General features: G+C 73.4%; 26 protein-coding genes. 18 read left to right on the forward strand and 8 right to left on the reverse strand.

The window, feature by feature from the left end; all coding sequences use genetic code 11:
• Nucleotides 1–2 precede the first annotated feature (2 nt).
• From IH26_RS0103170 to IH26_RS0103220, 11 genes are all read left to right on the forward strand, one after another.
• A complete protein-coding gene (locus IH26_RS0103170) occupies nucleotides 3–746 on the forward strand; it encodes an SDR family NAD(P)-dependent oxidoreductase (protein ID WP_030434571.1) in 744 nt (247 codons plus the stop codon).
• 66 nt (nucleotides 747–812) lie between these two features.
• Nucleotides 813–1,982: an acyl-CoA dehydrogenase family protein gene (locus IH26_RS0103175; RefSeq protein ID WP_051807376.1), complete on the forward strand. Its 1,170-nt coding sequence runs from the start codon at nucleotides 813–815 to the stop codon at nucleotides 1,980–1,982.
• A 13-nt stretch (nucleotides 1,983–1,995) separates the two neighbouring features.
• Nucleotides 1,996–2,784, forward strand: coding sequence for an enoyl-CoA hydratase/isomerase family protein (locus tag IH26_RS0103180; protein WP_030434573.1), 789 nt, complete (start codon nucleotides 1,996–1,998; stop codon nucleotides 2,782–2,784).
• A gap of 3 nt (nucleotides 2,785–2,787) precedes the next feature.
• A complete protein-coding gene (locus IH26_RS0103185) occupies nucleotides 2,788–3,126 on the forward strand; it encodes a Zn-ribbon domain-containing OB-fold protein (RefSeq protein ID WP_030434574.1) in 339 nt (112 codons plus the stop codon).
• A complete protein-coding gene (locus IH26_RS0103190) occupies nucleotides 3,126–4,280 on the forward strand; it encodes a thiolase family protein (protein WP_030434575.1) in 1,155 nt (384 codons plus the stop codon). Before IH26_RS0103185 ends, IH26_RS0103190 begins: the two co-directional genes overlap by 1 nt.
• Before the next feature lie 9 nt (nucleotides 4,281–4,289).
• Nucleotides 4,290–5,480 (forward strand): acyl-CoA dehydrogenase family protein, encoded by a 1,191-nt coding sequence (locus tag IH26_RS0103195; RefSeq protein WP_030434576.1) that lies wholly within the window; start codon nucleotides 4,290–4,292, stop codon nucleotides 5,478–5,480.
• A 41-nt stretch (nucleotides 5,481–5,521) separates the two neighbouring features.
• Complete coding sequence (locus IH26_RS0103200) at nucleotides 5,522–6,418, forward strand: phosphotransferase family protein (protein ID WP_211268559.1); 897 nt, start codon at nucleotides 5,522–5,524, stop codon at nucleotides 6,416–6,418.
• Between the two features lie 8 nt (nucleotides 6,419–6,426).
• Nucleotides 6,427–7,644: an acyl-CoA dehydrogenase family protein gene (locus tag IH26_RS0103205; protein WP_030434578.1), complete on the forward strand. Its 1,218-nt coding sequence runs from the start codon at nucleotides 6,427–6,429 to the stop codon at nucleotides 7,642–7,644.
• A complete protein-coding gene (locus IH26_RS0103210; RefSeq protein WP_030434579.1) occupies nucleotides 7,641–8,408 on the forward strand; it encodes an SDR family oxidoreductase in 768 nt (255 codons plus the stop codon). The genes IH26_RS0103205 and IH26_RS0103210 overlap by 4 nt, the downstream gene beginning before the upstream one ends.
• Complete coding sequence (locus IH26_RS0103215; RefSeq protein WP_030434580.1) at nucleotides 8,405–9,163, forward strand: SDR family NAD(P)-dependent oxidoreductase; 759 nt, start codon at nucleotides 8,405–8,407, stop codon at nucleotides 9,161–9,163. Before IH26_RS0103210 ends, IH26_RS0103215 begins: the two co-directional genes overlap by 4 nt.
• A gap of 69 nt (nucleotides 9,164–9,232) precedes the next feature.
• Entirely contained in the window at nucleotides 9,233–9,832 is a 600-nt protein-coding gene (locus tag IH26_RS0103220) for a TetR/AcrR family transcriptional regulator (protein ID WP_030434581.1), read from the forward strand.
• Nucleotides 9,833–9,870: 38 nt separating this feature from the next.
• Here the strand turns inward: IH26_RS0103220 and IH26_RS0103225 are convergent, their stop codons facing one another.
• Nucleotides 9,871–10,827, reverse strand: a complete 957-nt coding sequence (locus IH26_RS0103225) for an extracellular solute-binding protein (RefSeq protein WP_051807378.1) — start codon at nucleotides 10,825–10,827, stop codon at nucleotides 9,871–9,873.
• A gap of 355 nt (nucleotides 10,828–11,182) precedes the next feature.
• Between IH26_RS0103225 and IH26_RS0103230 the strand changes: the two genes are divergently transcribed.
• Together IH26_RS0103230 and IH26_RS0103235 are read left to right on the forward strand one after the other, a co-directional pair.
• Nucleotides 11,183–11,572: a hypothetical protein gene (locus IH26_RS0103230; protein WP_034213560.1), complete on the forward strand. Its 390-nt coding sequence runs from the start codon at nucleotides 11,183–11,185 to the stop codon at nucleotides 11,570–11,572.
• A complete protein-coding gene (locus IH26_RS0103235; RefSeq protein WP_211268560.1) occupies nucleotides 11,569–11,901 on the forward strand; it encodes an EthD family reductase in 333 nt (110 codons plus the stop codon). Before IH26_RS0103230 ends, IH26_RS0103235 begins: the two co-directional genes overlap by 4 nt.
• A gap of 3 nt (nucleotides 11,902–11,904) precedes the next feature.
• Here IH26_RS0103235 and IH26_RS0103240 read toward each other — a convergent pair whose 3' ends face one another.
• Nucleotides 11,905–12,648, reverse strand: a complete 744-nt coding sequence (locus IH26_RS0103240) for an SDR family NAD(P)-dependent oxidoreductase (protein WP_030434585.1) — start codon at nucleotides 12,646–12,648, stop codon at nucleotides 11,905–11,907.
• Nucleotides 12,649–12,875: 227 nt separating this feature from the next.
• Here IH26_RS0103240 and IH26_RS0103245 point away from each other — a divergent pair, with 227 nt between their 5' ends.
• On the forward strand, nucleotides 12,876–14,372 hold the full coding sequence (locus tag IH26_RS0103245; protein WP_030434586.1) for an FG-GAP repeat domain-containing protein: 1,497 nt from the start codon (nucleotides 12,876–12,878) through the stop codon (nucleotides 14,370–14,372).
• Here IH26_RS0103245 and IH26_RS0103250 read toward each other — a convergent pair.
• Genes IH26_RS0103250 through IH26_RS0103270 form a run of 5 tightly spaced genes read right to left on the reverse strand, consistent with a single transcriptional unit; the run spans nucleotide 14,369 to nucleotide 18,046 of the window.
• Entirely contained in the window at nucleotides 14,369–15,262 is an 894-nt protein-coding gene (locus tag IH26_RS0103250; RefSeq protein ID WP_030434587.1) for an ABC transporter ATP-binding protein, read from the reverse strand. The genes IH26_RS0103245 and IH26_RS0103250 overlap by 4 nt on opposite strands.
• A 16-nt stretch (nucleotides 15,263–15,278) precedes the next feature.
• Nucleotides 15,279–16,034: a hypothetical protein gene (locus IH26_RS0103255; protein ID WP_030434588.1), complete on the reverse strand. Its 756-nt coding sequence runs from the start codon at nucleotides 16,032–16,034 to the stop codon at nucleotides 15,279–15,281.
• Nucleotides 16,031–16,741 (reverse strand): hypothetical protein, encoded by a 711-nt coding sequence (locus tag IH26_RS0103260; protein WP_157437009.1) that lies wholly within the window; start codon nucleotides 16,739–16,741, stop codon nucleotides 16,031–16,033. Before IH26_RS0103260 ends, IH26_RS0103255 begins: the two co-directional genes overlap by 4 nt.
• Nucleotides 16,738–17,478, reverse strand: coding sequence for a hypothetical protein (locus tag IH26_RS0103265; RefSeq protein WP_030434590.1), 741 nt, complete (start codon nucleotides 17,476–17,478; stop codon nucleotides 16,738–16,740). The genes IH26_RS0103260 and IH26_RS0103265 overlap by 4 nt, the downstream gene beginning before the upstream one ends.
• The gene (locus tag IH26_RS0103270) at nucleotides 17,465–18,046 is read right to left on the reverse strand and encodes an RNA polymerase sigma factor (RefSeq protein ID WP_157437010.1); all 582 of its coding nucleotides are present in this window, start codon (nucleotides 18,044–18,046) and stop codon (nucleotides 17,465–17,467) included. The genes IH26_RS0103265 and IH26_RS0103270 overlap by 14 nt, the downstream gene beginning before the upstream one ends.
• Nucleotides 18,047–18,202: 156 nt before the next feature.
• Here IH26_RS0103270 and IH26_RS0103275 point away from each other — a divergent pair, with 156 nt between their 5' ends.
• Nucleotides 18,203–18,574: a hypothetical protein gene (locus IH26_RS0103275; protein WP_030434592.1), complete on the forward strand. Its 372-nt coding sequence runs from the start codon at nucleotides 18,203–18,205 to the stop codon at nucleotides 18,572–18,574.
• Nucleotides 18,575–18,582: 8 nt separating this feature from the next.
• Here IH26_RS0103275 and IH26_RS55410 read toward each other — a convergent pair whose 3' ends face one another.
• Nucleotides 18,583–21,837 carry a CHAT domain-containing protein gene (locus IH26_RS55410; protein WP_051807385.1) on the reverse strand — a complete coding sequence of 1,085 codons (3,255 nt, stop codon included), beginning with the start codon at nucleotides 21,835–21,837 and terminating at the stop codon, nucleotides 18,583–18,585.
• 88 nt (nucleotides 21,838–21,925) lie between these two features.
• On the opposite strand from IH26_RS55410, the gene IH26_RS53040 reads away from it, so the two are divergent.
• The 3 genes from IH26_RS53040 to IH26_RS0103295 are packed head-to-tail and all read left to right on the forward strand — an operon-like array spanning nucleotide 21,926 to nucleotide 26,754.
• On the forward strand, nucleotides 21,926–22,468 hold the full coding sequence (locus tag IH26_RS53040) for a hypothetical protein (protein ID WP_051807386.1): 543 nt from the start codon (nucleotides 21,926–21,928) through the stop codon (nucleotides 22,466–22,468).
• Between the two features lie 3 nt (nucleotides 22,469–22,471).
• Complete coding sequence (locus IH26_RS0103290) at nucleotides 22,472–24,085, forward strand: Hsp70 family protein (RefSeq protein ID WP_030434595.1); 1,614 nt, start codon at nucleotides 22,472–22,474, stop codon at nucleotides 24,083–24,085.
• Complete coding sequence (locus IH26_RS0103295; RefSeq protein WP_157437011.1) at nucleotides 24,082–26,754, forward strand: fibronectin type III domain-containing protein; 2,673 nt, start codon at nucleotides 24,082–24,084, stop codon at nucleotides 26,752–26,754. Before IH26_RS0103290 ends, IH26_RS0103295 begins: the two co-directional genes overlap by 4 nt.
• Nucleotide 26,755: the final 1 nt, after the last annotated feature.

Genomic DNA, 26,755 nt, shown 5'->3' on the forward strand with positions numbered 1-26,755 from the left:
TCATGGAGTTCGCGGGCAAGGTCGCGTACGTCACCGGTGGTGGATCGGGGATCGGCGCGGCGGTCGCCCGGCGCCTGTCGGACCGGGGCGCCGACGCTGTCGTGGTGGCCGACGTGAATGCCGCGGCCGCCGAGGCCGTGGATGTCGCCGACCCCGCGCAGGTGGAGAAGTCGATCGAGGCGGTGATCCGCGCGCACGGCCGGCTGGACGTCGTGGTCCACGCGGCGGGGGTGGATGACCCGGCGGCCAAGCAGGTCATCGCCGACGCGCTGCTCGCCGGGGAGCCGCCGCAGGTGACCGCGCGTCTCGAGGACGCCGCCTGGCGCCGTGTCATGTCGGTCAACCTCGATGGCACGTTCCATGTGCTGGGCGCCGCCCTGCGGGTGATGACTCCCGTCCGGGCCGGCGCGATCGTCGTCGTCGGCTCGTCCGCGTCGTTCGACGCCCCGATCGGATACGCGCACTATGCCGCGTCCAAGGCCGGGGTGCACGCGCTCTGCCAGTCGGTGGCCAAGGAGGCCATCGCCTTCGGGGTACGCGTCAACGTCGTGGCGCCGGGGCCCACCGACACCGGCATGGCGGCCCGGACGCCGGAGCCGCTGCGGCACTCGCTGGGGGACGGCAGGGTGCGCCCGTACGCGACGCCCGAGGAGATCGCCGACGTCGCGCTCTTCCTGGCCGGCGACGGCGCCGCCAACCTGGTCGGCGCGGTGCTGCTGGCCAACGGCGGCCGCTTCACGGTATGACCTTGCCCCGCCGTCCGGGCTTCATCTACAGTAACTGAACTGAGTTCAATTAGGGGGCCGGAAGCGATGCGGGAGAGCGAGGAGCAGACGCAGCTGCGAGGCGTGCTGCGCGACTTCTTCGGCGCGACCCCGCGTGGCTTCGACAAGGCGCTGTGGGCCCGGATGGCCGGCGAGATCGGCGTTCAGGGCCTGGCGATCCCGGAGGAGTACGGCGGAGCCGGCTTCTCCTTCGCCGACCTGGCCGTCGCCCTGGAGGAGGCCGGGCGGGCGCTGGCCGGCGGCCCGCTGCTGTCCACGGTGGTGCTCGCCGGCTACACCCTGCTGCTCAGCGACGACAAGGCGGCCTGCCGTCAGCACCTGCCGGCCATCGCTGCCGGCACCCGTACGGCGACGGTGGCCGGATTCGGCGGCGGCGAGCTGACCGCCACCCGCGAGGCCGGCGGCTGGTTCGGCGACGGCCACGCCGACTTCGTTCTCGACGGCGCCGGCGCCGACCTCATCCTGCTCGCCGCGCGGACCGGCGCCGGAACGGGCCTGTTCGCCTGCGAGGCCGGTGCGCCCGGCCTGGCCCGGCAGGCCCGGACCGTGCTGGACGGCACCCGCCCGCAGGCGCTGGTGACGTTGCGGCACACCCCGCTGACCCCGATCGGCGAGCCGGGCGCCGCCGAAGCCGTCGTCGAACGGGTCCTCGACATCGGGCGGGCCGCGCTCGCCGCCGAGCAGGCCGGCGGCAGTGCCCACGCGCTCGACGCCACGGTGTCGTACGTGACGCAGCGGCACCAGTTCGGCCGGCCGATCGGCTCGTTCCAGGCGGTTCAGCACCGGCTCGCCGACCTGCTGGTGGAGATCGAGGCGGCGCGGTCGGCGGCGGCGTACGCGGCCTCCTGCGTCGCCGGGCCGCCGGAGGAAGTCGCCGGGCCGCCGGAGGAAGTCGCCGGGCCGCCGGAGGAAGTCGCCCCGCCACCGGAGGAAGTCGCCCCGCCACCGGAGGAAGTCGCCGGGCCACCGGAGGAACTGGCCGTCGCGGCCGCCGCCGCCCAGGTGGTCTGTTCCGAGACCTTCCGGCGGGCCGCGGAGGAGTACGTCCAGCTGCACGGCGGCATCGGCTTCACCTGGGAGCACCCGGCGCACCTCTACCTGCGCCGGGCGCGCTCGGCGCAGGTGCTGTTCGGCACGGCCGACGACCACCGGGCACGGCTGGGCGCGCTGCTCGGCCTGACGGAGCACATCACTTGAAGGAGAGACTCCCGTGACCGTAACCGACGAGATCCAGTTCGAGCGCGACGGCAACGTGGCCCGCGTGTGGCTCAACCGCCCGTGGAAGAAGAACTCGGTCACCCTGCCCATCCTCAAACGGCTCGACGAGATCATCACCGAGGTGGACGCCGATCCCGAGCTGCGCGTGCTGGTGCTGCGCGGCCGCGGCGGGACGTTCTGCTCCGGCTTCGACCTGGACGAGTTGCAGGCCGACTACATCGGCAGCAGCACCGCCATGGACGTCGCCGTCGTCTCGGCCAAGGTTTGCGACCGGCTGTACTCGATGGCCACCCCGTCGGTGGCCGTGCTGGAGGGCTACGTCACGGCGGGCGGGTTCGAGCTGATGATCTCCTGCGACTTCGCCATCGCCGACGACGAGGCCAGGATCGGCGACTTCCACATCCGGCGTGCCCTGTTCGGCGGCGCGGGCCCGATCTACCGCGTCCCGCGCATGATCGGCATCCGCAAGACCAAGGAGCTGATGCTCACCGGCAAGCTGCTCTCCGGCGTCCAGGCCACCGACTTCGGCCTGATCAACGCCTCGGCGCCGGCCGCGGAGCTGGACGCCACGGTGGAGGAGTTCATCGGCCACCTGACCGACAAGAGCCCGTTCCAGATGCGCATCACCAAGATGACCATCGACCGCAGCCTGGAGGCGGACATCCAGTCGCTGATGGTGATGGAGCACCTCGCCGTCGGCGTGACCCTCAACTCGGAGGACGCGGCCGAGGGGGTGGCGGCCTTCCTGGAGAAGCGCGAGCCGAAGTGGAAGGGGCGCTGACCGGTGCTCGCCGGCTCACACTGCGCCGCCTGCGCGGTGACGGTCTACCCGGCGGCCGGGCAATGCCCGCGCTGCGGGCAGGGCACGTCGCCGGTCACGCTGTCCGCGGTGGGCACGCTCTGGACCTGGACGGTCCAGCGGTACGCCCCCAAGTCGCCGCCGTACGTGCCACCGCCGGGCGGGTTCCGGCCGTTCGCGGTCGGCTACGTGGAGCTGCCCGAGCGGGTCCGGGTCGCCGCCGTGCTGGACACCGCCGACCCCGACGCGATCCGGATCGACCTGCCGGTCCGGATCGAGGCCACGGCCGGGGTTCCGCGGGCCACACCGATCGAGGAGGGGTGATGACCGACGTGCTGATCGCCGGCGCCGGCATCTCCCGGTTCGGCCGGACCGAGCACACGACCGGGCGGGCGCACGCCGTCCGGGCGGTGCGTGCGGCGCTGGCGGACGCCGGGATCCCGTGGTCCCGCGTGGGCGCGGCGTTCGGCGGCAGCGACGCCGCGGGCCAGGCCGACACGCTGGTCGCCGAGCTGGGCCTGACCGGGGTGCCGTTCGTCACCGTCAAGAACGGCTGTGCCACCGGCGGCAGCGCGCTCGTGTCCGCGGTCAACGCCATCCGCGCGGGCATGGCCGACGTCGTGCTGGCGGTCGGCTTCGACAAGCATCCGCGGGGCGCGTTCGATCCGATGCCGGCCGACTGGGGCCTCGACGAGGCATACGGCCGCGACGGGCTGATGGTGACCACCCAGTTCTTCGGCATGAAGATCAACCGCTACATGCACGCGTACGGGATCAGCCCGCGTACCCTCGCCTTGGTGGCGGAGAAGGCCTACCGCAACGGCAGCCGCAACCCGAACGCCTGGCGCCGCACCCCGGTCAGCGCCGACGAGGTGCTCGCCTCGGGGATGGTCAGCGACCCGCTGACCCGGTACATGTTCTGCTCGCCGGGCGAGGGCGCGGCGGCCGTGGTGCTCTGCTCGCCCGAGGCGGCCCGCACGATGACGGGCGTGCCGGTAACGCTGCGCGCGGCCGTGGTGCGGTCCCGCCGGTTCGGCTCGTTCGAGGTGTTCAGCCCCTGGCTGGCCGCCGGGGAGCTGACCAGCGTGAGCCGGGATGCCGCGGCGGCCGCGTTCGAGGCGGCCGGGGTGGGGCCGTCCGATGTGGACGTCTGCCAGCTGCAGGACACCGAGAGCGGCGCCGAGGTCATGCACCTGGCCGAGTGCGGGTTCTGCGCGGACGGCGAGCAGGAGAAGCTGATCGCGGCCGGCGCCACCGAGATCGGCGGCACGCTGCCGGTCAACACCGACGGCGGCTGCCTCGCGAACGGCGAGCCGATCGGCGCCTCCGGCCTGCGCCAGGTCTACGAGGTCGTGCAGCAACTGCGCGGCCACGCGGGCGAGCGCCAGGTGCCCGGCGCGCCGCGGATCGGATTCACGCACGTGTACGGCGCGCCCGGCGTCAGCGCCTGCACGGTGCTGTCCCGGCTTTCCGGCTGAAGGAGCGACGTGGAGAGTGACGAGTTCCGGGCGAAGGCCCGCGCCTGGCTGGCCACCGTGGCCCGGCCGCGCCCCGCCGACGGCGGCTGGGGGACCGGCGAAGACTCGGTCGCGGTCTTCGAGAACTGGTCCGCCGAGGAGGAGCGCGCGCACACCGAGCGGATCCGCGAGTGGGAGCGGCTCCGGTTCGACCAGGGGTGGGGCGCCCTGGGCTGGCCGGCCGAGTTCGGCGGGCGCGACCTGCCGGCGTACTTCGAGCAGCTCTACCGGGCCGAGGAGGCGGCCTTCGACGTGCCGCGCCGCACCGAGATCTTCCCGGTCACCCAGCAGCTCGTCGCGCCCGCCGTACGGATCTGGGGCACGCCGGAGCAGCAGCGACGGTGGATCGGGCCGATGCTGCGCACCGACCTGCTGGCCTGCCAGCTGTTCTCGGAGACGGAGGCGGGCTCGGACCTCGCGGCGGTACGGACCCGGGCGGTCCGCGACGGCGGCCGCTGGATCCTCAACGGGCACAAGGTGTGGACCTCCGGTGCCCGCGTCGCCGATTGGGGCGTCGCCGTCTGCCGGACCGATCCGGCGGCCCGCAAGCACGCCGGGATCACGGTGTTCCTGGTACGGATGGACGCGCCCGGGCTCGGCGTGCGGCCGATCCGGCAGATGACCGGGGGCGCCAGCTTCAACGAGGTCTACCTCGACGACGTGGCCGTGCCCGACACGGACCGGCTGGGCCCGGCCGGCGAGGGCTGGCGGGTGACTCTCAGCGTGCTGGCGGCCGAGCGGCTGGACAGCGGCTCGCTGGGGCTGGCCAACGCGGACCGCGCGCTCGCGCTCGCCCGGAACCTGGGCCGCCCGCTCACCGGCGGGGAGGTGGAGCGGGCCGCCGACCTGTTCGTCCGGACGCTGGTGCAGCGGCTGATCGGGCGGCGGGTCACCGAGGCGCTGGTCGCCGGCCGCGAGCCGGGCGCCGAGGCGTCGGTGGGCAAGCTCTACGCCACCGAGACCATGCGGCGCACGAGCGACCTGGTGGTGCGACTGCTCGGCCCGCGGGCCGTGGCCGACACCGGCGAGTGGGGGACCTTCGCCTGGACCGAGCATCTGATGGGCGCACCCGGCTACCGGATCGCCGGCGGCACCGACGAGATCCAGCGCAACATCCTCGCCGAGCGGGTGCTCGGCCTACCCCGGGACCCGTCCCGATGAGCGTCGCGGACCGCGTTCGGGCGGCCTTCCCGGGACAGTCGGTGGGACCCCTGCGGACGCTGGCGGGCGGGCACTCGGGCCTGACCTACCTGGTCGACGTCGGGGACCGTCGATACGTCGTCAAGGCGGTGCCGCCCGCGGAACGGCCGGTCGGGCGCAACGACATGCTGCGCCAGGCAAGGGTGCTGCAGGCCTTGGCGGGTACGACCGTGCCGGTACCGGATGTGGTCGTTCTCGACGAGACTCAGCCCGCCTGGTTCGCGATGGAGTTCGTCGACGGCGAGGCGGTGGAGCCCGTGCTCGACGACCACGACCTGCCGAGCGAGCTGGCCGCGGCGCGGATGCTGGAGGCCGCTCGGGTGCTGCGCCGGTTGCACGACCTCGACGTGGCGGCCCTGCCCCTGGGCGCCCCCGCGCCGCGCGACGCGAGCGCCGAGCTGGCGCAGTGGAGCCGCACGATGCGGGCCGTGCCCGGCGAGTTGCGGCCCGGCTCCGAGCGGTTGCTGCGCCGGCTGGCGGAGTCCGTGCCGGCCGGGCTGCCGCCGGTGCTCGTGCACGGCGACTTCCGGCTGGGCAACGTGCTTTGTCGGGGGGAGCGGGCGGCCGCGGTCGTCGACTGGGAAATCTGGAGCGCCGGCGATCCGCGTACGGACATGGGCTGGTTCCTGCTTTTCCATGACCATCGCCATTTCCCGGCGCTGGGCCGCCCGGTCGCGGGTCTCCCGACCGAGGCGGAGCTGCTCGACGCCTACCTGGACGGCGCCGCCCGGCCGCCCGCGTTCGCCTGGTTCGGCGCGCTCTGCCGGATGAAGATGGCCGCCATCATGGGCCACAACCTGCGCCGGCACCGCGAGGGGCGGATCCACGACCCCGATCAGGAACGGCTGCCACCCACCATCGCCGCGATGATCCGCGGCGCCGCCGAGTTGCTGGAGTGAGGAGGGCCATGGACTTCGAACCCACGCCGCGGGCCCGGGAACTGCAGGACCGGATGCGGTCCTTCATGGAGCAGCACGTCTACCCCGCCGAGCCGGTGTACGACCGGCAGCTCGCCGAGGCGGACGACCGGCACGCGTTGCCGCCGGTGCTGCGCGAGCTCAAGGAGAAGGCCCGCGCCGAGGGCCTGTGGAACCTGTTCCTGTCGCACGGGGACTGGGGCGCCGGGCTGTCCAACCTGGAGTACGCGCCGCTCGCCGAGCTCGCCGGCCGTTCGATCATCGGGCCGGAGGTGTTCAACTGCTCGGCCCCGGACACCGGCAACATGGAGCTGCTGGCCCTCTTCGGCACGCCCGAGCAGCAGGACCGGTGGCTGCGCCCGCTGCTGGAGGCGCGGATCCGGTCCTGTTTCGCGATGACCGAGCCCGAGGTGGCCAGCTCCGACCCGCGCAACCTGCGGACCCGAATCGTCCGGGACGGCGGCGAGTACGTCGTCGACGGCCGCAAGTGGTACACCTCCGGCATCCTCGACCCGGACTGCTCGCTGATCATCCTGATGGGCGTCACCGACCCGGACGCACCGGCCTACCGGCGGCAGAGCATGCTGCTGATCCCGCGCGACACCCCGGGCGTCACGGTGCTGCGGGACCTGCCGATGTTCGGCTACACCGACCGGCTCGGGCACGGCGACGTGCTCTTCACCGGCGTACGCGTGCCGGTCGGCAACCTGCTCGGCGGGGAGGGGGACGGCTTCGCGCTCGCGCAGGGGCGCCTCGGCCCGGGCCGGATGCACTACGCGATGCGCGCGGTGGGCTTCGCCGAGCGGGCGCTGGAGCTGATGTGCCGGCGGGTGCTGGCGCGCGAGGCGTTCGGCGGGCCACTGGCCGAGCAGGGCGTGATCCGGGAGTGGATCGCCCGCAGCCGGATCGAGATCGAGCAGTTGCGGCTGCTGGTGCTCAAATCCGCCTGGCTGATGGACACGGTGGGCAATGCCGCGGTCCGGATGGAGGTCGCGGCCATCAAGGTGGCCGCGCTCGAGGTGGCCCACCGGGTCGTCGACCGGGCGGTGCAGGCGCACGGGGCCGCCGGGGTCAGCGACGACACGGTGCTGGCCCGGCTCTTCGCGATCACCCGGGCCCTGCGCATCGCCGACGGGCCGGACGAGGTGCACCTGCGCACGGTCGCCCGGCAGGAACTGGCCCGCTACACCAAGGGGGCAACCTCGTGAACGTTCTGGTCGGGCGGGTCGCGGTGATCACCGGCGGCTCGCGCGGTATCGGCCTGGCCATCGCGCACGCCTACCGGGCGGCCGGCGCGCACGTGACCATCGCCGCCCGCAAGGCCGACGGGCTGGCCGCCGCCCGCGAGGAGCTCGCGGCGGTGCCGGGCGGCGGCGTGCACACGGTCGTGGCCAACGCCGGCGAACCCGAGCACGCCGAGCGTTGCATCGACGAGACGATGGAGCGGTTCGGGCGGGTGGACATCCTGGTCAACAACGCGGCTACCAACCCGTACCAGGGGAATCTTATTGATCTTGATTTGCCGCGGGCCGAGAAGACGGTACGGGTGAACCAGTACGGCCTGATCGCCTGGACCAGTTGCGCCTGGAAGGCGTCGATGGCCGAGCACGGCGGCGCGGTCGTCAACATCGCCTCGGTCGGCGGGCTGATCGTCGACCCGCACATCGGCTACTACAACGCCACCAAGGCCGCCATGATCCACCTGACCCGGCAGCTCGCCTACGAGCTGGGGCCGAAGGCGCGGGTCAACGCGATCGCCCCCGGCTTGATCAAGACCGAGCTGGCCCGTGCGGTGTGGGAGGTGCGCGAGCCGATCCTGACCGCCAAGCTGCCGCTGCGCCGGCTCGGCACGCCCGAAGATGTCGCGAACGCGGCCGTGTTCCTCGCCTCCGACGCATCGTCCTGGATCACCGGCCAGACCCTGGTCCTCGACGGGGGAGCGCTCGCCCTGCCGATCGGCGTGGAGCCGTGACGGCCGACCTGTTCGCGCTGCACGGCCGGACCGCGGTGGTCACCGGCGCGTCGTCCGGGCTCGGCGCCCGCTTCGCCGCCGTGCTCGCCGCGGCGGGCGCGACCGTCTTCGCCGCGGCCCGCCGGGTGGAGCGGCTGGCCGAGGTCGCGGCCGCCGACCACCGGATCCACCCGGTCGCCTGCGACGTGCGCCGCGAGGAGGACCGCAGCCGGCTCGTGGCGACGGCCCTCGACGTCACCGGCCGCTTCGACGTGCTGGTCAACAACGCCGGTACGGCCGGCGCGCCCAGCGCGGCCGACGAGAGCCCGGACGACTTCGCCGAGGTGCTCGCCGTCAATCTGGTGGCCCCGTTTCACCTGGCCCGGCTGCTGGCGGACGCGGGCGGGCACGGTACCGGCCGGTGCATAGTGAACGTCGCGTCGATCTTGGGCTTGGTTTCGGCCGCGCCGATGGGCGGCGCCGCCTACGCCGCGTCCAAGGCCGGCCTGCTCGGGCTGACCCGCGAGCTCGCCGGGCAGTGGGGCCGGGCCGGCGTGCGGGTCAACGCCCTGGCCCCGGGCTGGTTCCGCTCCGAGATGACCGAGGCACTGTTCGCCGATTCCCGGTCCAGCGAGTGGGTCGAGCGGAACACCATGCTGCGCCGGGGCGGCGAGGGCGGCGAGCTCGACGGCGCACTGCTGTTCCTCGCCTCGGACGCCTCGTCCTACTGCACGGGACAGGTCCTGGTGGTCGACGGTGGCTGGACGGCCCGGTGACCGGTCCAGTGGAACCGAGTTCAACTCGGCTCTATGCTGCAGTTTTGACGGACAACCCGGAGGGCCGAAATGGCAGGGCCTCGCTCCAAGCGTGCCGCGATCCTGACGGTGGCGATCGAGAGCTTCGGCAAGGCGGGGTACGACGCCACCAAGTGGTCGTCGGTGGCCGACCGCGTCGGTATCGGCCAGCCCGCGCTCTACCACTACTTCGAGTCGAAGGCGCACTGCCTGCTCACCATCATGCGGATGGAGCTGGAGCGCTCGCACGAGATGTTCGTGAAGGCGACCAGCGGCGAGACGGAGGCGATGGCCGCCCTCCGGGCCGCGGTCCGCGCCGCGTACGAGGTCTCCGAGCGGGACGTGCTGCGGATGCGGATCCTGGAGAACAACTTCGACCTGCTCGCCGTCCCGCGCCAGTCCGCACGGGAGGAGGGCGAGCGCGCGGCGGCGCGTCAGCTGGTGCAGCAGATCGAGCTCTCCTGGACCGGGCTGCTGCAGCGCGGCATGGACGCCGGCGTCTTCGCCCGCCGCGACGCCCGCACGCTCGCGCTCTCCCTGCTGGGCATGATCGTCAGCGTCTGGCGCTGGTACCGCCCGCAGGGCAGCACGCCGCTGGCCGACGTGCGCGATCTGATCGAGGATGCCTGCGTCCGGATAGTGGCGGCCTGACCGCCGGAGGCGTTAGAGTTCGGCTAGCTGAACTGAACTCAGTTAAGGAGTGCCACGATGGCCTGCACCCGTACCTTGTCGTTGGTGATGAGCGTGCCGGGAACGTTCGGCAGCACCGAGCCCGCGGCCGGGGTGATCAGCTCCTGCCCCTTCTCGGTCACCATGAAGTTGGCGAGGAGCTGGGCGGCGTTGGGATGCGGAGCGGTCGTCAGGACCATGCCGTAGTACCGGGCGCCCCACGCGCCGGACGGCGGCATCTTGTACGCGATCGGCGCGCCCTTGGCCTTGGCCGGATCGAGCGCGATCGGCGCCACGAAGCTGCCGGCCGCGATCTCGCCGGACGCGAGCGCCTCGCCCATCGGCAGCGAACTGGGGTAGATGCGCGGCTTCTGGGCGGCCAGCTTGGTCACGAAGTCGGCGCCGTACGTCTCCTCCAGCCAGAGGTAGAAGTCGACGAGCGACGCCGCGGTCGGCTGGACCACGCCGATCTTCCCGCCGGCCAGCGCGGGGTCCAGGAGGTCGGGGTAATCGGTCAGGCCCTTGGGGTAGAGCTTGGTGTTCCAGCCGAAGGTCAGGACCGCGGAGTTGGTCTCGAAGTAGTTGCCGTCGTGGACGTACTTCTTGACGTCGTACGCGCCCTTGCCGGTCAGCTCGGGGCCGGTCGGCGCCAGGAACTTCCCGGCCTTGGCCTCGCTCTGCACCCAGGGCAGGCTGGCGCTGACGTACAGGTCGGCGATGCCCTTGCCGGTCTGGAACTCGGTCTCCACCTTCGTGCCCAGATCGCCGTCGACGCCGCGCACGACGTCCACGTCGATGCCCGGATACTCCTTCTTGAAGGCAGCGGCCAGGTTGTTCAGGGCGTCGAGGCCCTGCGCCGAGTAGATGGTGACCTTGCCTTCCTTCTTGGCCGCGGCGACCAGCGCGTCGATGCCGGCGTCCGCCGACACCAGGTTCTTGGACTTGTCGCCGCTGCCGCCGCACGCGGCGACCGTCATGGTGGATATCAGTAGCAGGACGACGGGCGGGACCCCGCGCCGTCGCGGACGCACTCCCATACTCGGCTCCCTAAGTGAAACCGGTTCAGCCGGGGCGGCCTGGCTCCCCCGTGGAGTTCTTGCTGGACAACGGGCCGGCTGGCTAAGATTTCCCGGAAGTTACCAAACTGAAGTCGGTTTCGGCAAGGTGGGTGTCACGGGTCTTGACGGGTCGAGCCTCGCCAACCTGGTCTGCCGGAGGCGGAATCGGCGTACGTGAACGGGGTGGTCTGGCTGATCGACGGCGGGTCACCGGCCTGGCGGGGCTTCGATCCCCTATCTTGAATTCAGTTCAATTTGGGAGGGAGTGGACAACGTGGACGCCAAGACCGCACCGGCGCTGGTCCGGTGGTTCGAGATCATGGACAGCGAGGCCCCGGACGGGATCCTCGACCGGCTCGCCGAGGACTTCCAGTTCGCCATCGTCTTCTCCATGGGCGACGCCGGCTCCAGCGACTTCGCCGGCGGCCGGGCCGCGATGGAGGGCTACCTGGCGCAGCGGGAGCGGGGCACCCGGGCGCACCGGCTGCTGGCGGTCAGCGCCGCGGGCGACACCGAGTTCGCGCTCGGCGAGGTGATCCGGCTGGGCCAGTGGGAGGCCAGCTTCGTCGCCTCCGCCCTGCTCGACGGCCAGGGCCGGGTGCGCCGGCTCATCATCGGCCGTGCGCCGGGGGTCGCCTTTCCGCCGGCCGCGGTCCACGGGTGAGCGCCGTGTACAACCTCGTCGTCCTCGCGTCGCGCCCGCCCGACTGGAGCCACGAGCAGTTCGTCACCTGGTGGCGGAGCGAGCACGCCGAGGTCACCCGGGTGCTGCCCGGGTTGCGGCGCTGGCGGCACCTCGACATCGACGCCGCGCTCGAGCCCCGATCCGAGGGCTGGGACGGGATGTCGGTGCTCAGTTTCGACACCGCCGACGACCTCAGCCGCGCCCTGGCGAGTCCGGAGTGGGCCGCCGCGGTGGCTCACGTCGGCGCGATGCGGGGCCGGCGGATCGCCGTGATGGGCGAGGAGGCCGAGCTCTTCACCGGGCCGTGAGGGTCACCGCGCCGTCCAGCCGCCGTCGACGTAGAGTTCGCTGCCGGTGACGAAGGTCGCGTCGTCGCCGGCCAGGAAGGCGATCGCCCCGGCCACCTCGTCGGGGCGGCCCAGCCGGCGCATCGGCGTCCCCTCCAGCATGGCCCGCTCGCGCGGGGTGCCGCTGGTGCGCTCGATCAGCGTCGGGCTCGCGATGAAGCCCGGATGGACCGAGTTGACCCGGACGCCGCGCTCGGCCCAGTGCAGGGCGGCGTTCTTGGTCATCACCCGTACCGCGCCCTTGGCGGCATGGTACGAGAAGCTCGACCCGAAGCCGCCCACCGTTCCGAAGATCGAGCAGACGTTGACGATCGAGCCGCCGCCGGCCGCCTCGATGGCCGGGCCGGCGTGCTTCATGCCGAGCCAGACCCCACGCTGGGTGACCGCCTCCACCTCGGCCCAGGTCTCGAGCGTCTCCGACTCGACCGTCGTGAAGTGGCCGATGCCGGCGTTGTTGACCAGCACGTGGATCCCGCCGAGCGCGGCGGCGACCTCGGCCACCACCTGCCGCCATGCCTCCTCGTCAGAGACGTCCAGCACCCGGGGCTCGGCGGGCCCACCCAGCTCTTCGGCCAGCGCGGCGCAGCGCTCCTCGTCCAGGTCGGTGACCACGACGGTGGCGCCGTCGGCGGCCAGCCGCCGTGCGGTGGCCGCGCCGATGCCGCCGGTCGCGCCGGTGATCAGGGCGGTCTTCCCGGTCAGTCCCATGGATCCTCCCTTGCCTGAACTAAACTTAGTTTGGTTTTGGTCCCGGATCCGCGTCAAGCCGCAGAGCCTTCGTCGACGTCGACGTCGACGTCGACGTCGGCGGCCAGTGCCGGCGCGACGTCTGAGTGCCGTCTCACAGCCAGCTGCCAGCCGACCGTCCCTTCCGGAGACGGCCGCCGTGTGGCAGGTTCGAGGGACCGGGGGAATCCGCACGGAGGGATCGATAGATGTCATATCGGGCCGCGATGGTCATGATCGCGACTCTGGTGACCGGCGGGCTCTGTCTTTCCGCTCCGGCGCACGCGGCGATTCCTTATGCGCCGTGCCAGCCCGACGGGCCGGCGACGGCGGACGATGCGACCGCCGCGGCCGTGCGGCCCGCCATGACCGGCCGGCGGCTGGGCCGCTCGGTGACCGGCTACACCATCTCCTGCGCCCGGGCGATCGTGGCCAACGTCCAGGCCCGCGGGCTGGACGAGCGGGCCGCCGTCATCGCGGTCACCGCGGCCATCACCGAGAGCAGCCTGCACAACTACACGGTCGCGACCGATGCCGACAGCCTAGGGCTCTTCCAGCAGCGGCCGTCGCAGGGCTGGGGCCAGCCCGGCGAGCTCACCGATCCCCGCTACAGCACGCAGGCGTTCCTCAACGCGATGCTCCGTAAGCAGCCCGCGAGCGGCTGGCGGGTCGGCGACATCGGGCAGATCTGCCAGACCGTCCAGGCGTCGGCCTTCCCGCAGGCGTACGCGCCGGAGGTGCACGACGCGCAGCTGATCGTGGCGAGCCTGTGGCGGCAACCGGCCACGCCCGGCGCCGCGAAGCCGGTGACCCGGCCGGCCGGCCCGTTCTCGAAGGTGTTGATGGGGGCGGCCACCGGGTCGGCGGCGACCGACGACCGGCAGGACGTCATGGTCGCCGACTGGAACGGCGACCGTCGCCCCGACCTGGTCGTGGTGCAGCACGAGGCGACCGCGACCGGCCGCACGGAGGTCGCCATCTACGACGGCACCCCCAGCATCCCCGGCGCGGATTCCAGCTTCCAGCGCCTGCTGCTGCGGACGGCCACCCCGCTGGATCTGTCGGCCGGCAACACCACCACGTACACGATGGCGGACTGGAATGCCGACGGCCGGCTCGACCTGGTCGCGATCCAGAAGTCGGGCACCGCGAGCGGGCGCACCGAGGTCCGGATCCTCGACGGCGCGACCAGCTTCCAGACCTTCCTGCTGCAGGCCGTCACCGCGCTGGCGCCCACCGACGCCCGGCACGACATCAACGTCGCCGACGTGAACGGTGACAACGTGCCCGACCTGATCGTGGTCTACAAGTCGGACACGGCCAGCGGCAAGACCGAGGTCCAGGAGCTCGACGGCGCGTCCGGCTTCCAGCGTGAGCTGCTGCACGTGTCCACCGCGCTCGGGCCCACGGACGCGAGTCACGACTTCTCGGTCACCGACTGGAACGGCGACGGCCGGTTCGACCTGGTGGATGTCCAGAAGTCCGGCACGAAGAGCCACAAGACCGAGATCCGGGTCCTCGACGGCGCCGCGAACTTCTCGCGTGACCTGCTGAAGACCACCCCCACCGCGCTGGGCCCGACCGACGACCGCAGCGTCCTCTCGTTCGCCGACTGGAACGGCGACGGCCGCCTCGATCTCATCGCCGTCCAGAAGTCGGGGACAGCGAGCGGCCGCACCGAGTCGCGGGTGCTGTCCGGCGCCTAGGGCCGCGAGCCGACTCTCGGCGGAGCGTCGATGGTGATGGCCAGGTAGCCGTCCTCCAGCGTGGGCTCCGCGGGCCGGGCGCCGGCCGGCGGCTCGCCGTCGGTGATGACGCGGGCGGTGACGTGGTCGCCGTGGTCGACGCTGGCCACGACGGTGGCGCCGGCCGGCGGTGAACCGCGGTGCGGCAGGTCGACCACCCAGGTGCGGCCGCGGGCGGCCGCGACCAGGCTGGCGGTGTCGCCGGTGTGCAGGATCCGGCCGCGGTCCATGACCGCCAGCCGGGGACAGGTCGAGGCGATGTCCTCGACGATATGTGTCGACAGCAGGACGGTGCGGTCCCGGGCGAGGTCGGTCAGCAGGTTGCGGAAGCGGATCCGTTCGGTGGGGTCGAGGCCGGCGGTCGGTTCGTCGACGATGAGCAGCCGGGGCTCGCCGAGGAGGGCCTGGGCGATGCCGATGCGGCGCTTCATGCCGCCGGAGAAGGTGCCGATTCGGCGGTCGGCCTGCCCGGTGAGGGCGACGGTCTCCAGCAGCCGGTCGACGCTGCGGCGGCGGAGCGCGCTGTTGTGGACGCCCTTGAGGATGGCGATGTAGTCCAGGAAGCGGCGGGCGGTCAGGTCCGGGTAGACGCCGAGTTCCTGCGGCAGATAGCCGAGTTCACGCTGGACCGTGCGGCGGTTGCGGGTGCTGTCCAGCGGGATGCCGTCGACCGTGGCGGTGCCCGAGGTGGGCGCGATGATCCCGGCGAGGACCCGCATCAGGGTGGTCTTGCCGGCCCCGTTCGCGCCGAGCAGGCCGAACATCCCGCCCGGCACCCGCAGGTCGAGGTGGTCGAGGGCGATCGCACCGCGGCGGTACCGCTTGGTGAGCTGGTTCGTGGCGATCCGCATGGCAGGTCTCCTCGGTCTATCGGGCGCGCCGGGCGGCCGCGGCATAGGTGGTCAGGGCGATGGCCGGCAGCAGGAGCAGCAGGGCGATGCTCAGCAGCGCGGTGCCGGCCGAGGTGTGGCCGGGGGCGCCGATGCCGCTGTCCGGGTACGGGTTCCGCCCGCCGAACAACCCGGCCCGGGCGTAGTCGCCCAACGGGGTCAGCACGGTCCCGGACAGGGTGGGCAGGTATCCCGGCGAGAGCAGGTTGCCCCAGAGCCAGTAACCGACGAACAGGACCCGGAACAGGATCGGATTCAGAACGGTCGGGCACACCAGCGCGAAACCGGCCACGAACAGCAGGCCGGGCACCTGGATGGCGAGGAACGCCAGCAGGCCGACGAGGTAGGCCTCCGGTTGGCCGCGCACCGCCGCGAACCGGGTGAGGGTGATGACCCAGATGACGGCCACCGGTACGGCGACGGCGGCGACCGTGCCCAGATACTTGCCGCACAGCCGGGCCGCCGGGTCGGCGCCGGTGGCCTCGATGAGTTCGGCGGTGTGCAGGCGGCGGTCCCGGACCAGCCGGTCGGCGAGCAGCACGCCGGCGAGCATCGGGGCGAGCCAGTTGAGTTTCACCGCCGCGAGAGCCACGTCGGCGCGCAACAGCCCGGGGGCGGCCGGGTGCACGGCCAGCGTGAGCAGCAGCGCGGCGAGCGCGGCCATGGTCAGCCACAGGCTGGGGCGGCGCAGTTGCATCCGGAACTCGTAGCGGAACACGCCGATGAAGGTCATCCGTCGCTCCCTTGACGGCTCAGGCGGGCGGTGAGGACACGCTGCCGCTGGACGGTGAGGATGGTGCCGGCGAGACCGGCCAGCATCGCGCCGAGGCCGAGCAGGGTGAGCCGGTTGGGCCACCACCACCCGGCCAGCGAGCCCGGCGCGTCGTCGACGAACGGGTACAGAACCCGGGTCCACCCGTGGCCGGCGAACCATTGCACGGTGAGGTCCGAGACGAGCCAGCCCCCGGCCACCGCGGCGGCGGCCCCGGTGACGCTCGCGGTGAGGGCGAAGACGGCGGCGCCGAGGCCGCCGAGCGCCAGGGCGGGGGACAGCCAGGACAGCTGACCGGCCAGCACGCCGTGTGCGGGGTGCCACAGCCCGCCCGCGTACGCGACGACCGTGAGGGCCGCCGTGGCCAGGGCCGCGGACAGCACCGCCAGCCCGGCTCGGCGCGCCAGCGTGACCGGCACCGGAGTGGGCAGGCTCAACTGCAGCTCCAGGGACGTCTCGGCGGCGGGCACCGCGGGCACCGCCAGGCCGAACGCCAGCGGCACCACCTCGCGCAGCCAGAAGCGCAGGAAGACCCCGGCGTCGCTGCCCTTGACCGCCAACAGCAGGCTCACGCCGGTGCCGACGGCCAGCACCGCGGGTACCGCGGCCAGCGCCGGCCACCCGGCCCGGCGGATCTCCTGGCCCGCCAGGGCACCGGACGCGCTCACCAGGCCACCGCCCACCGGCGCGGTGCGGCCAGCACCGCGGCCGCCGCCACCATCGCGGCCACCGCGAGCACGGCCGGGCTGGTCGCCCAGACAGCGTCCAGACGGGTCACGACCGCCGGCGCCACCGGTGACAGCCCGGCGAGCACGTGCAGGAACCACAGCCCCAGCGCGGCCGCCACGCCGGCGGGCGGCCGGCTGAGCACCGACACCAGCACGCTCACCGCCGCCAGTAGGAGCATCGGACCCAGCCAGGAGCCGATCAGCACCCCGAGGGTCTGGTGCACCCGCCCGGCCACCAGCACGCTGGCCAGCAGCGCCGCCGCCAGGTCGGCCGCGCACACCACGGTCAGCCGGGCCAGCAGCACGAGCCGGGGGCCCGCCCGCAGGACCAGCGCGAGTTCGCCCAGGCTGTCCTGGAACACCAGCGCCGCACCGGCCGCGGCGGCCGCCGGCGCGAGGGCCACGAACACCTCGCCCGGCCAGCCCGGGCCGGCCGCCAGCGCGACCGTCGCGCCGAACGCGATCACCAGCAGCGAGGCGGTCGCCAGCCGGGGGTAGACCACCGGCACCTGCGCGCGGACGAGCAACCAGCCCCAGCGCAGCCGGGCCGGCCACGGCACCTCCGCCCGTACGCGGTCCAGGGCCCCGGTCAGCACCCGGTCCAGGGCCGTGGTGTCGACCTGTTCGCGGACCCACGCCGCGGCGGCCCGCTCGATCCGGTCGTCATCGGGACTCATCGTGCACCCCCTGGTCGGTCAGCAAGCGGGCCAGGCCGCGGCGGGCCAGGCTGAGCCGGCTCTTCACGGTGCCGACCGGCACCTCGAGCAGATCGGCGATCTCCGGCCCGGTCATCTGCTCCACGCAGGCCAGCACCAGCACCTCCCGGTGATGGGCGGGCAGCCGGCCGATCGCGTCGACGACCGCCCGCAGGTCGGCTCGCGCCAAGGCGACCGGCTCCGGGCCGGCGTTCCCGTCCTCGACGGCTTCCAGGTACTCGCCGGCGGTCTCGTACCGGCCCGGGTCGGCGTGGTAGGCCGAGATCGCCCGGCGCCGCGCGACCGAGAACAGCCACCCGCGTACGGTGCCCCGGCCGGCGAACCCCGACGCGCCGCGCCAGACGGCCACCAGCACGTCCTGCACGACTTCCTCGGCCCGCCCCGGGTCACCCACCAAAGCGGACACATATCCCAGCAGCGACCGGCCGTAGCGCGCGTGCAACCAGCGCAATCCCGACTGGTCACCGGCCCGCATCGCGGCGACCGCCGCCCGGTCCGCTTCCTCGGACCCGCCCGCGTCGTCGCGCACCACCCGGGCGTACCCCCCAACCCACCCGGCCGGGTACCGCGCACCCCGGCTCCCCGCCGCCACCAACCCTGTCACATCACATACGTCCACCCGCGGGGCCGAAGGGTTCACCACTCCTGTCCGTCAGCTAAGGGAAAGCGACAGAGGAGGACCACCATGGCCGACCAAGCAGCCGATTCCGCCCCCCACCGTTCGATGTTCGTCCGCGTCGGCATGGCGCTGGCCGCCGTCGCGGTCGTCTGGCTGGTCTCGTACGTGATCCAGAATCCGGATCTGCTGCACCGCGTCACCGGGCCCGGCTTCGCCGTCGGTGACTGCGCGCACCTCGGGGCCAGCCTGCACGGGTCGGAAATGGAGAAGGCCGACTGCGGCACGGCCGGGAAGGCGGCGTTCACCAGCGACCCGGTGTACCGCGTGGACTCGGTCCAGAAAGGCAAGAACGGGATCTGCCCCGGCGGGTTCGAGCACGTGACCTTCTCCAACGAGCCCGAGGACACGACGTACTGCCTCACGCTGGCCCTTCGGTAACCCGGAGCTCACCGGCCGTGGTGCGTGAAGGGTGCCCAGACGGCCGGGTCGGCGAGCCCCAGCCGTGACGCGTCCAACGACGCCAGTTCGGGCGGAACCGCACGGCCCGGGTCGATCACCCACAGCTGCGCGGCCCGCAGCGCGTCGCGATCGTTCAGCCCGCCGGCGCTCCGGTACCGGTGGAACATCACCATCAGGCACACCGTGGCCTGGTCGGACACCGGCCGGCGGGAGCCGACGACGCTGACCGCGCCCGCGGCGAGCACGGCGGTGGCGAGGGTGAGCGCTTCGTCGTCGGCGGACGGGGTGAGGTCCGTCGAGCAGGCGGACAGCACCACGAGACCGCCGGGCCGGCCGGGCGGCCGGACCCGGGCCGCGGACAGGATCGTGTCCACCGGCAGGTCCGGCGCCAGCACGAGCCGGGACAGGTCCGGCGTGGCGCCGGTTACGGCGTGACAGGCGAGGTGCAGCACGGCGTCGCCGGCCAGCGACCGGAGCACGTCCTCGGCGGTGCTGATCACGGCCGCGCCGGGGTAGGGGCCGGTGCGGAGCAGGTCCACCTCGACCGGCGCCCATTCCAGGTCGCCGGTGGGATCGCCGAGCAGCGAGACCGGCCCCGTCGTGCGCCGGGGCCGCCGGGCGACCGCGCTCAACTGGCGGGCCGAGGCGGCGTAGGAGATCGCGAACGGGCGGCAGGCGTACACCGATTCCGGGGAGCGGGCCGCATGCCAGGGGATCTGGCCCAGCGGGCCCCAGGGCACGAGGACGAGGCGGTGCGGCCGGTCCGCGCCGGGTTCGCCCAGGCCGGCCAGGAGCGGGGCGATCGCCGCCGGCCAGGCCCAGTCGCACAGCTTTTCCCAGCGGTCGGCCGCGGGTTCGGCGATCGGGCCCAGATCCCGGTCCCGGCCGGCGGTCACCGTCGGCTCGGGATCGGGTACGGCGTCCCATCGCAGCTCCGGAGCGGGCAGGCAGCAGGGGTCACCCTCGGCCGGCACGACCACCAGCCGTCCGGGCCGGTCGCCGGCACCCGCTAGCAGATACACGAGCGCGTCCGCCTCGACCGCGTCCACCGCCGCGGCGATCTCCGGCCGGCCCGGCGCCGCGACCAACCGATCGGCGATGCCGGAATCGTGCAGGGCGGCGAGGACCCTCGGCCGCAGATCCGACGGAACGGTGGTGAGCGTCGCCGCGACCATCCCGGCGGTGCTGGCAGCCGGAACCGGCGCGGGCGGCGCCGCGGCCCACTCCTCGGCCAGGGCGGCGTGCCCGGCCGCCCGCAGGAGGTCGAGCACGGTCGCCCCGGCGGTCGCGCCGTACAGGACCAGCCCGCGCCCCAGCTCGAGCGCCTCGATCGCCGTTTCGAGCCGGTCCTCGGCGAGGCACCACTCGGCGATCTCCAGGGCGAGCGCCGCGGCATGCCGGGCGGCTTCGAGCGCGTGCGCCGTCCCGCTCTGCAGCAGGACGTCGTTGCCGTACGCCCGGAGGCCGCGCAATCCGCTCTCCACCGCCTCGGCGAGCCGCCCCTCGCGGCGGTAGGCGGTGGCGAGCGTGGCATGAACCTGGGCCGCCAGCGGGTGCGCCGGGTGGCCGGCGAGCAGGTCGGACCGTACCCGTTCGAGCCCGTCAAGCGCCGCGCGCGGATCGTCCGGAAGCCGGACCGTCGCGGCCAGCGCGGCGAGCGCGACGCGGTCCGGCGACGGCACGGACGGGTCGCCGGCGATCTCGTCGAGCCGCCGGGCCGCCGTGGCCCGGGCCGCCGGGTCGTCGCCGTCGAGGGCGCCGTCGAGCAGGTCGCCCAGCGCCCCGGCCGCGCGCAGGGCCGGGCGGCCCGACTCCTCGACGGCCAGGTCGACGCCGGCCGTGCGGAGCAGGCGGATGCCCGTACGCAGGTCGTCCTGGCGTTGGGCCCGCGCGCCGCGAGCCAGGTATGCCAGCCCGAGCCCCACGTCGAATCGGGACCGCCAGGGATAGCCGGCGTCCAGCCCGGCCAGCGCGCTCTCGAAGCCGTCGATCACCTCGTCGAGGCCGGCGACGTCGAGGTGCTGGACGGCGAGGACGGTCCGCGACATCAGCCGCGCAAGCTCGATCACCATCCGATCGGGTCCGCCGGCCCGCGAAGCGGTCAGCATCCGGGTAGCGGTCTCGGCGTCCACGCCCATCCCCAGCCGGAGGTGCCGGTCGTTGAGCAGCACCCCGAGCGTGCCCGCGATGACCGGGCGCAGGTCGTCGCCCTCCGGCACGGCGGCCAGCGCGGCTTGCAGGTCCGCGGCGGCGTCGGTCAGGTCCTCCGCGGGGCGGTCGGCGAAGCGGGCCCGCAGGATCCGCGTCATCGCCCGCAGGAATCGGTCCTTGCCGGCCTGGACCGGATCGGGCGGCGCCGCGGCGACGATCTCGTCGGCCAGCTCGACCACCTGAGCGATGTGCTCGGGCTTTCCGGTGTACGCCGAGGCCGACAACAGCAACCCGGTGAGCCGCCGCGCGATCGCGTCGTGCTCCGGGTCGTCGGCGGCCAGGCCGGCGAGCGTGTCGCTGAGCACCCCGGCCAGGCCGGTCAGGTGCGCCGGCAGGTCGGCGACGTGACCGCGTTCGGCGATCAGCGCCCCGGCCTCGGCCAGGATGAACGGGCGCAGCCGGTGCCCGGGCGGCAGCAGCCGCAGGACCTCGTCGTGGGCGGCGCCGAGCCGGGCGGGCGCGGACGGCTCGACGTACGCGCTCAACAGCTCGACCAGGGCCCGGTGAGTGCCGCCGAGGCCCCCGAGCACGCCGGCCAGCGACGCGACGGCGGCGATCATCTCGGCCAGGTCCCGCGCGCCGACGAGGTGCATCGTGGCGATCAGCGCCTCGGCGTACTGCCGGACCTCGGCCTCGGGCGGCTCGTGTTCGACGATCCACCGCAGGTGCCCGAGCGCGCGATCCCGGTCGGCCAGCCGGCCCGGGTCGTTCAGCTCGCCGCGCATCAGCGCCATACCGAGGGCGATGCCGGCCCGGCCGTCCGGGTCGCCGCCGACCGGGATCGGCATCGCCCGGAAGAACAGCAGCATGCCCAGGCCCGCGTGGGTCACGGTCGGGTCGTCATGGGGAACCGTGAGGGCCTCGTCCAGCCGGACGATCGCCTCGTCGCGGTCGGCCGTCGTCCCGGCCTCCCGGAAATAGCGCAGGAAGAGGCGCCGGCCCAGGGCACCGGCCAGGAGCGCCGAGGCCGGGCTGCCCGGCGGGGCGGCGGCATACCGCGTACGCAGGTCGTCGATGGACGCGTCGGTCATGCCCGGACCTGACGGACGGCCCGCTGTCCGTCAGATACCGGCGTGGCGATCGGACCGCGGTCGCCGAGTCGAGCAGAGGCGGGGAGACGTGGTCGCAGAGGACGAAACGCCGGCGCCGGCGCCGGGCGACGAGATCGGTGAACGGCTCGAGCGGATCGAGGCGCAGCTGGCCGACTTCCACCGGCGGTCGGCGCACCGTGAGGCGATCATCGATCGGCTGCACGCGGAGAACCAGCAGTTCCGGGACGGCGTCCGGCGGGTTCTGCTCGAGCCGGTGGTGACCGACCTGCTGCGCCTGTACGACTCGATGACCCGCGAGGCGGCCCGCCTGGCCGCCGCCGAGTCGCCCGCCGCGCCCGTCGTGGCCAGCTTCGCCGACGAGGTCGAGCTCGCCGTCGAGCGATGTGGATACCAGCTCTTCCCGGCCGTGGTCGGTGCCGCCTACGAATCCGGCCGCTTCGCACCGGCGAGCACGGTGGCCACCGACGACCCCGAGCTGGACAACACGGTCGCCGAGCCGCTCAGCGCCGGCCTCCAGGAGATCGAGACCGGCAAGGTGCGGCGGCCGTCGCGTGCCCGGTTCTACCGATACGAACCCGTACCCACCACCAACCACGCCGGAAGGGACTAGACCATGGCGACGTACGGCATCGACCTCGGCACCACCTACTCCTGTGTCGCCCGCGTCGACGACACCGGCCACGCCGAGATCATCAAGAACGCGGTCGGCGACGACACCACGCCGTCGGTCGTCTACTTCGAGACCGCGGACAGCGTCATCGTCGGCAAGGACGCCAAGGCCAACGCGCAGTTGCAGCCGGACAACGTGGTGTCCCTGATCAAGCGGCAGATGGGCAAGGACATCGAGATCACCGTGCACGGGCAGCGGCACACGCCCGAGTCGATCTCCGCGCTGATCCTCCGCGAGCTGGCCCGGGCGGCCGAGGAGATCGGCGGCGAGCCGGTCCGGGACGTGGTGATCACCGTCCCGGCGTACTTCGGCGTCGCCGAGCGCGAGGCGACCCGTAAGGCCGGGGCGATCGCCGGCCTGAACGTGCTGAGCATCGTGGACGAACCGGTCGCGGCCGCTCTGCACTACGACGCCATCTCGGCCGGCGGCACCAAGACCCTGTTCGTGTACGACCTCGGCGGCGGCACCTTCGACACCACGGTCATCCAGGTCTCCCCGGCGGAGATCAAGGTGGTCTGCACCGACGGCGATCACCAGCTCGGCGGGGCCAACTGGGACGACCGCATCGTCGACTTCCTGCTCGAGACGTTCCAGCAGGAGCATCCGGAGGCCGACGGCGCGGCCACGAGCGAGGAGTTCCTGCAGGAGCTGGCGGCGGCGGCCGAGGAGATGAAGAAGCAGCTGAGCAGCCAGCAGGCGCGGCGTTTCAACGCCCGGTACGAGGGCGCGGTGTCCAAGATCGAGCTGACCCGGGAGAAGTTCGACGAGATCACGGCGGACCTGCTGGAGCGCACCCGCAAGATCACCGAACGGACCATCGCGACCGCGGCCGAGCAGGGCGTCACCACCTTCGACGAGGTGCTTCTGGTCGGCGGCTCGAGCCGGATGCCCGCCGTCGAGGCGATGTTGAAGGGGATGGGTTTCAGCCCTCGCAAGCACGACCCCGACCTCGCCGTCGCCAAGGGCGCGGCGCAGTACGCCCTGATCGAGTCGATCAAGGTGCGGCTGCCCGACGAGGACGACGGCACGACGCCCGGTACGGCCGTTGAGGAGATCGCCGACCAGCTCAACATCCCGGTCGAGAAGGTGCGTGCGCTGGCCGGCAAGCGGGTGGCCACCGTCGTGCCCCGGGCGTTCGGCATCAAGGTGGTCGACTTCGACGAGCGGAACAACGAGGTCTTCTCCATCGCGCACGTGCTGAAGGCCAACACCTCGTTGCCGGCCAGGACCGAACCGACCAGGTTCGCCACCGCCTATCCGGACCAGGTCGAGATCCAGGTCGAGGTCTGGGAGCAGTCCGGCTCGGTCGAGTCGGACGACCTCGCTGACAACGCCCAGATCGCCGACGGCACGATCAGCGGCCTGCCGCGCCTGCCGAAGGGCTCGCCGATCGACGTCACGTTCGAGATGGAGCTCGACGGGCTGCTGCGGGTCCACGCGGTGGAGCTGAAGACCAACAAGGACCTGCACATCGAACTGCAGATCAAGGGCGGCCTCTCGGACGAACAGGTGGACGAGTTCCGTACGGCCGTCGCCCGGTACAGCGTCTCGGCGTGACGGCAGAGATGTTCGACCAGGAGAAGTACCGGTTGGCGGTGATCGAGCCGGCGGTGCGGAACAAGAACACCCCGCCGGCCGATCTCTTCGTCCGCTACGCCTTCGACCCGGCCTCGGCGCCGTCACCGGCCGCGTTCGACGCGCAGGTGATCGCGGTGGCGAAGTACTGGGCGGTGCTGCAGACCAAGGGCCGCGCGTACCGGCCGCTGACCGAGGTCCTGCTGGCCGCGCACAAGACGCTGCAGCAGTCCGGCCGGCTCACCGTGGCGTACTTCGTCCAGGAACGCGACCGCGGCGCGAAGGAGGCCGGCAGCCGGCTGAAGCAGGCGGTGGAGGACCTGGTCGCCGGCGGCCCGGTCGTGGCCGCGGCAACGGTCGCGGCCGTGGCCGCCGGGCTCGGCGGCGGGACGGCCGAGGCGGACCTGCGCGAGCAGTTGCGCCGCGGCCGGGTCCGGGTGATCGACGAGCTGTGGCCCCTTCCCGCGAGCGCGCCGCCGGGGAGCGCCGGCCTGCGCAACAGCCGCAAGGTGCTCGGCATCGACCTGTCGGTCGCCGCGGTGGCGGGCGAGCAGAAGGTGCGGGCCGGCTTCAAACTGCGCCAGGGCCTGCGCGTGGGTGGCGAGCCGCTGACCCAGCAGATGTTCGACACGGTCAAGGACCGCGCCGCGAAACAGGCGCAGGACGAGCGGAAGACCGCGCTCGACAGCGTGCTGGTCGTCCTGCAGCCGCTCTTCGCCGCCGGCAAGCTCGAGGAACTGGTGCTCTGGGAGCTGATGGAGGCCGTACGCCCGGCCGCCGAGCTCCCGATGACCTCGGTGCCGCGGGTCGCCCGGGAAGCCACCAACCTGGGGCTGGACCGCGACGAGGCGGCCGAGTTCGCGCTGTCCGTCCTGATGCGCCGGCCGGGCCAGGGGGAGGCCCGGCCCGGTCCGGTCGCCGAGGTGGAGGAGCTGTTGGCGGCCGGGTCACTGCGGGCGGCCGAGCGGCTGCTGGCCACGGTCGCGGCGGACGACGCGGGCGACCTGCCGGACCGCGTCCGGGCCGTCTCCCGGCGGGTCGCCGACCTGGCCGCCGGGGCGCAGCGGGAGATCGCCGCCGGTCGTTCCGAACTCGCGGCCGAGATGCTGACCGCCGCCGTGCGCGAGGCGGCCGACGACACCGACCTCGCCGGTCGGTTGCGCGCGCTGGCGCCGCCGCCGGTCACCGGCGTACGGGCCGGGGTGGGCGCGGAGCGGGTGACGATCGGCTGGGTGCCGAGCGCGGCGCGGACCGGCGGCGTCACCTATCAGGTGGTGCGCACCCGCGGCCGGGCCGCCGGCTCGGCCACCGACGGCGACGTGGTCGGCAGCACCGAGGGCAACGAGGTGGTCGACGACGCGCCGCCGGCCGGCGACGACCTGCGGTACAGCGTCTTCGCCAACCGGGCCGGCGGCGCCTGGTCGGACGGCGCGGCCGCCCCCGCGGTCGCGTTCCTGCCCGAGGTCACCCGGGTCACCGTCGACGCCGACGAGACCAGCGTCCGGGCCGGCTGGACCGCCCGGCCGGACGCCGCCCGCGTTACCGTCGTGCGCGAGCCGGACGGTGCGGTGATCCCGGCCGCGACCCGCAGTGGTTTCACCGACACCGGCCTGCGCCCCGGTACGGAGTACCGCTACCTCGTCCGGGTCGGCTATCCCGCGGCGGGCGGCGCGGTCGTGACCTCAGCCGGGGTGGCCTTCTCGGCCACTCCGCAGCTTCCCCCGCGGGCGGTGCCCGACCTGTCCGCCGAACCGGCACCCGAGCAGGGCGCGGACCGGCTGCGGCTGGTGTGGACACCGCCGGAGAGCGGAACCGTCGTCCTGCGCCGCGCCGCGCACCGTCCCCGCTGGCAGCCCGGTACGGAACTCACCGAGGCCGAGATCGCCGGGTACGGCGAGCCGCTCGACGGCCGGGCCGGAACGGCTCCGAACCGCCGCCGCGTCCTGACCGTGGAGTGGCCGGCCGGCCGGATCTTCATCACCGCGTTCAGCGTCGGCGGCGGCCGGGCCGTCTGCGGGCCCACGGTCGCGGTGACCAACACCGCGCCGGTGACCAACCTGGCCGCCCGGCGGGTCGGGCCGGCGGTCCGGCTCAGCTGGGACTGGCCGCCGGGAGTCTCGCTGGTACGCATCCGCTGGTGGCCGGCCGACGCGGACGAGGGCGCGCGACCCGCCCAGGAGGTCGACTGCTGGCTGCGGGCGTACCGGGACGACGGCGGCGCGGAGCTCCCGACCGGCCTGGGCGCGGTGCGGATCGCGGTGGCCTCGGTCGCGGGCGGGCCGGGCGAGGAGAGCACGGGCGTGCCGGCGACCGTACGCGTGGCCGGAGCCGGCGTGCCGGTGCGCTACCAGTTCGTCGAGCGGGGCGCACCGTTCCGCCGTACGACGCAGGTGGTCCTCAGCTGCGAGCAGTCCTGCCCGCTGCCGGAGCTGGTGGTGGTGCAGACCCCGGGGCGGATCGCGCCGTTGCGCCCCGATCAGGGCACGCCGGTCGGGCGGGTGCCGGCCCAGCGGCTGGAGCCGGGCCGGCCGGTCGCCGTGCGGGTGGAGCCGCAGCCGACCCGGGGGCCGTACCGGCTGGGGTGCTTCGTCGACAAGCGGGAGCCCGGGGCGGGCGGCGTGGTTCTCATGGGTACTCCGGGAGGGCACTGAG

The sequence above is a fragment of the Actinoplanes subtropicus genome (assembly GCF_000721705.1).
GTDB classification, from domain to species: Bacteria; Actinomycetota; Actinomycetes; order Mycobacteriales; family Micromonosporaceae; genus Actinoplanes; species Actinoplanes subtropicus.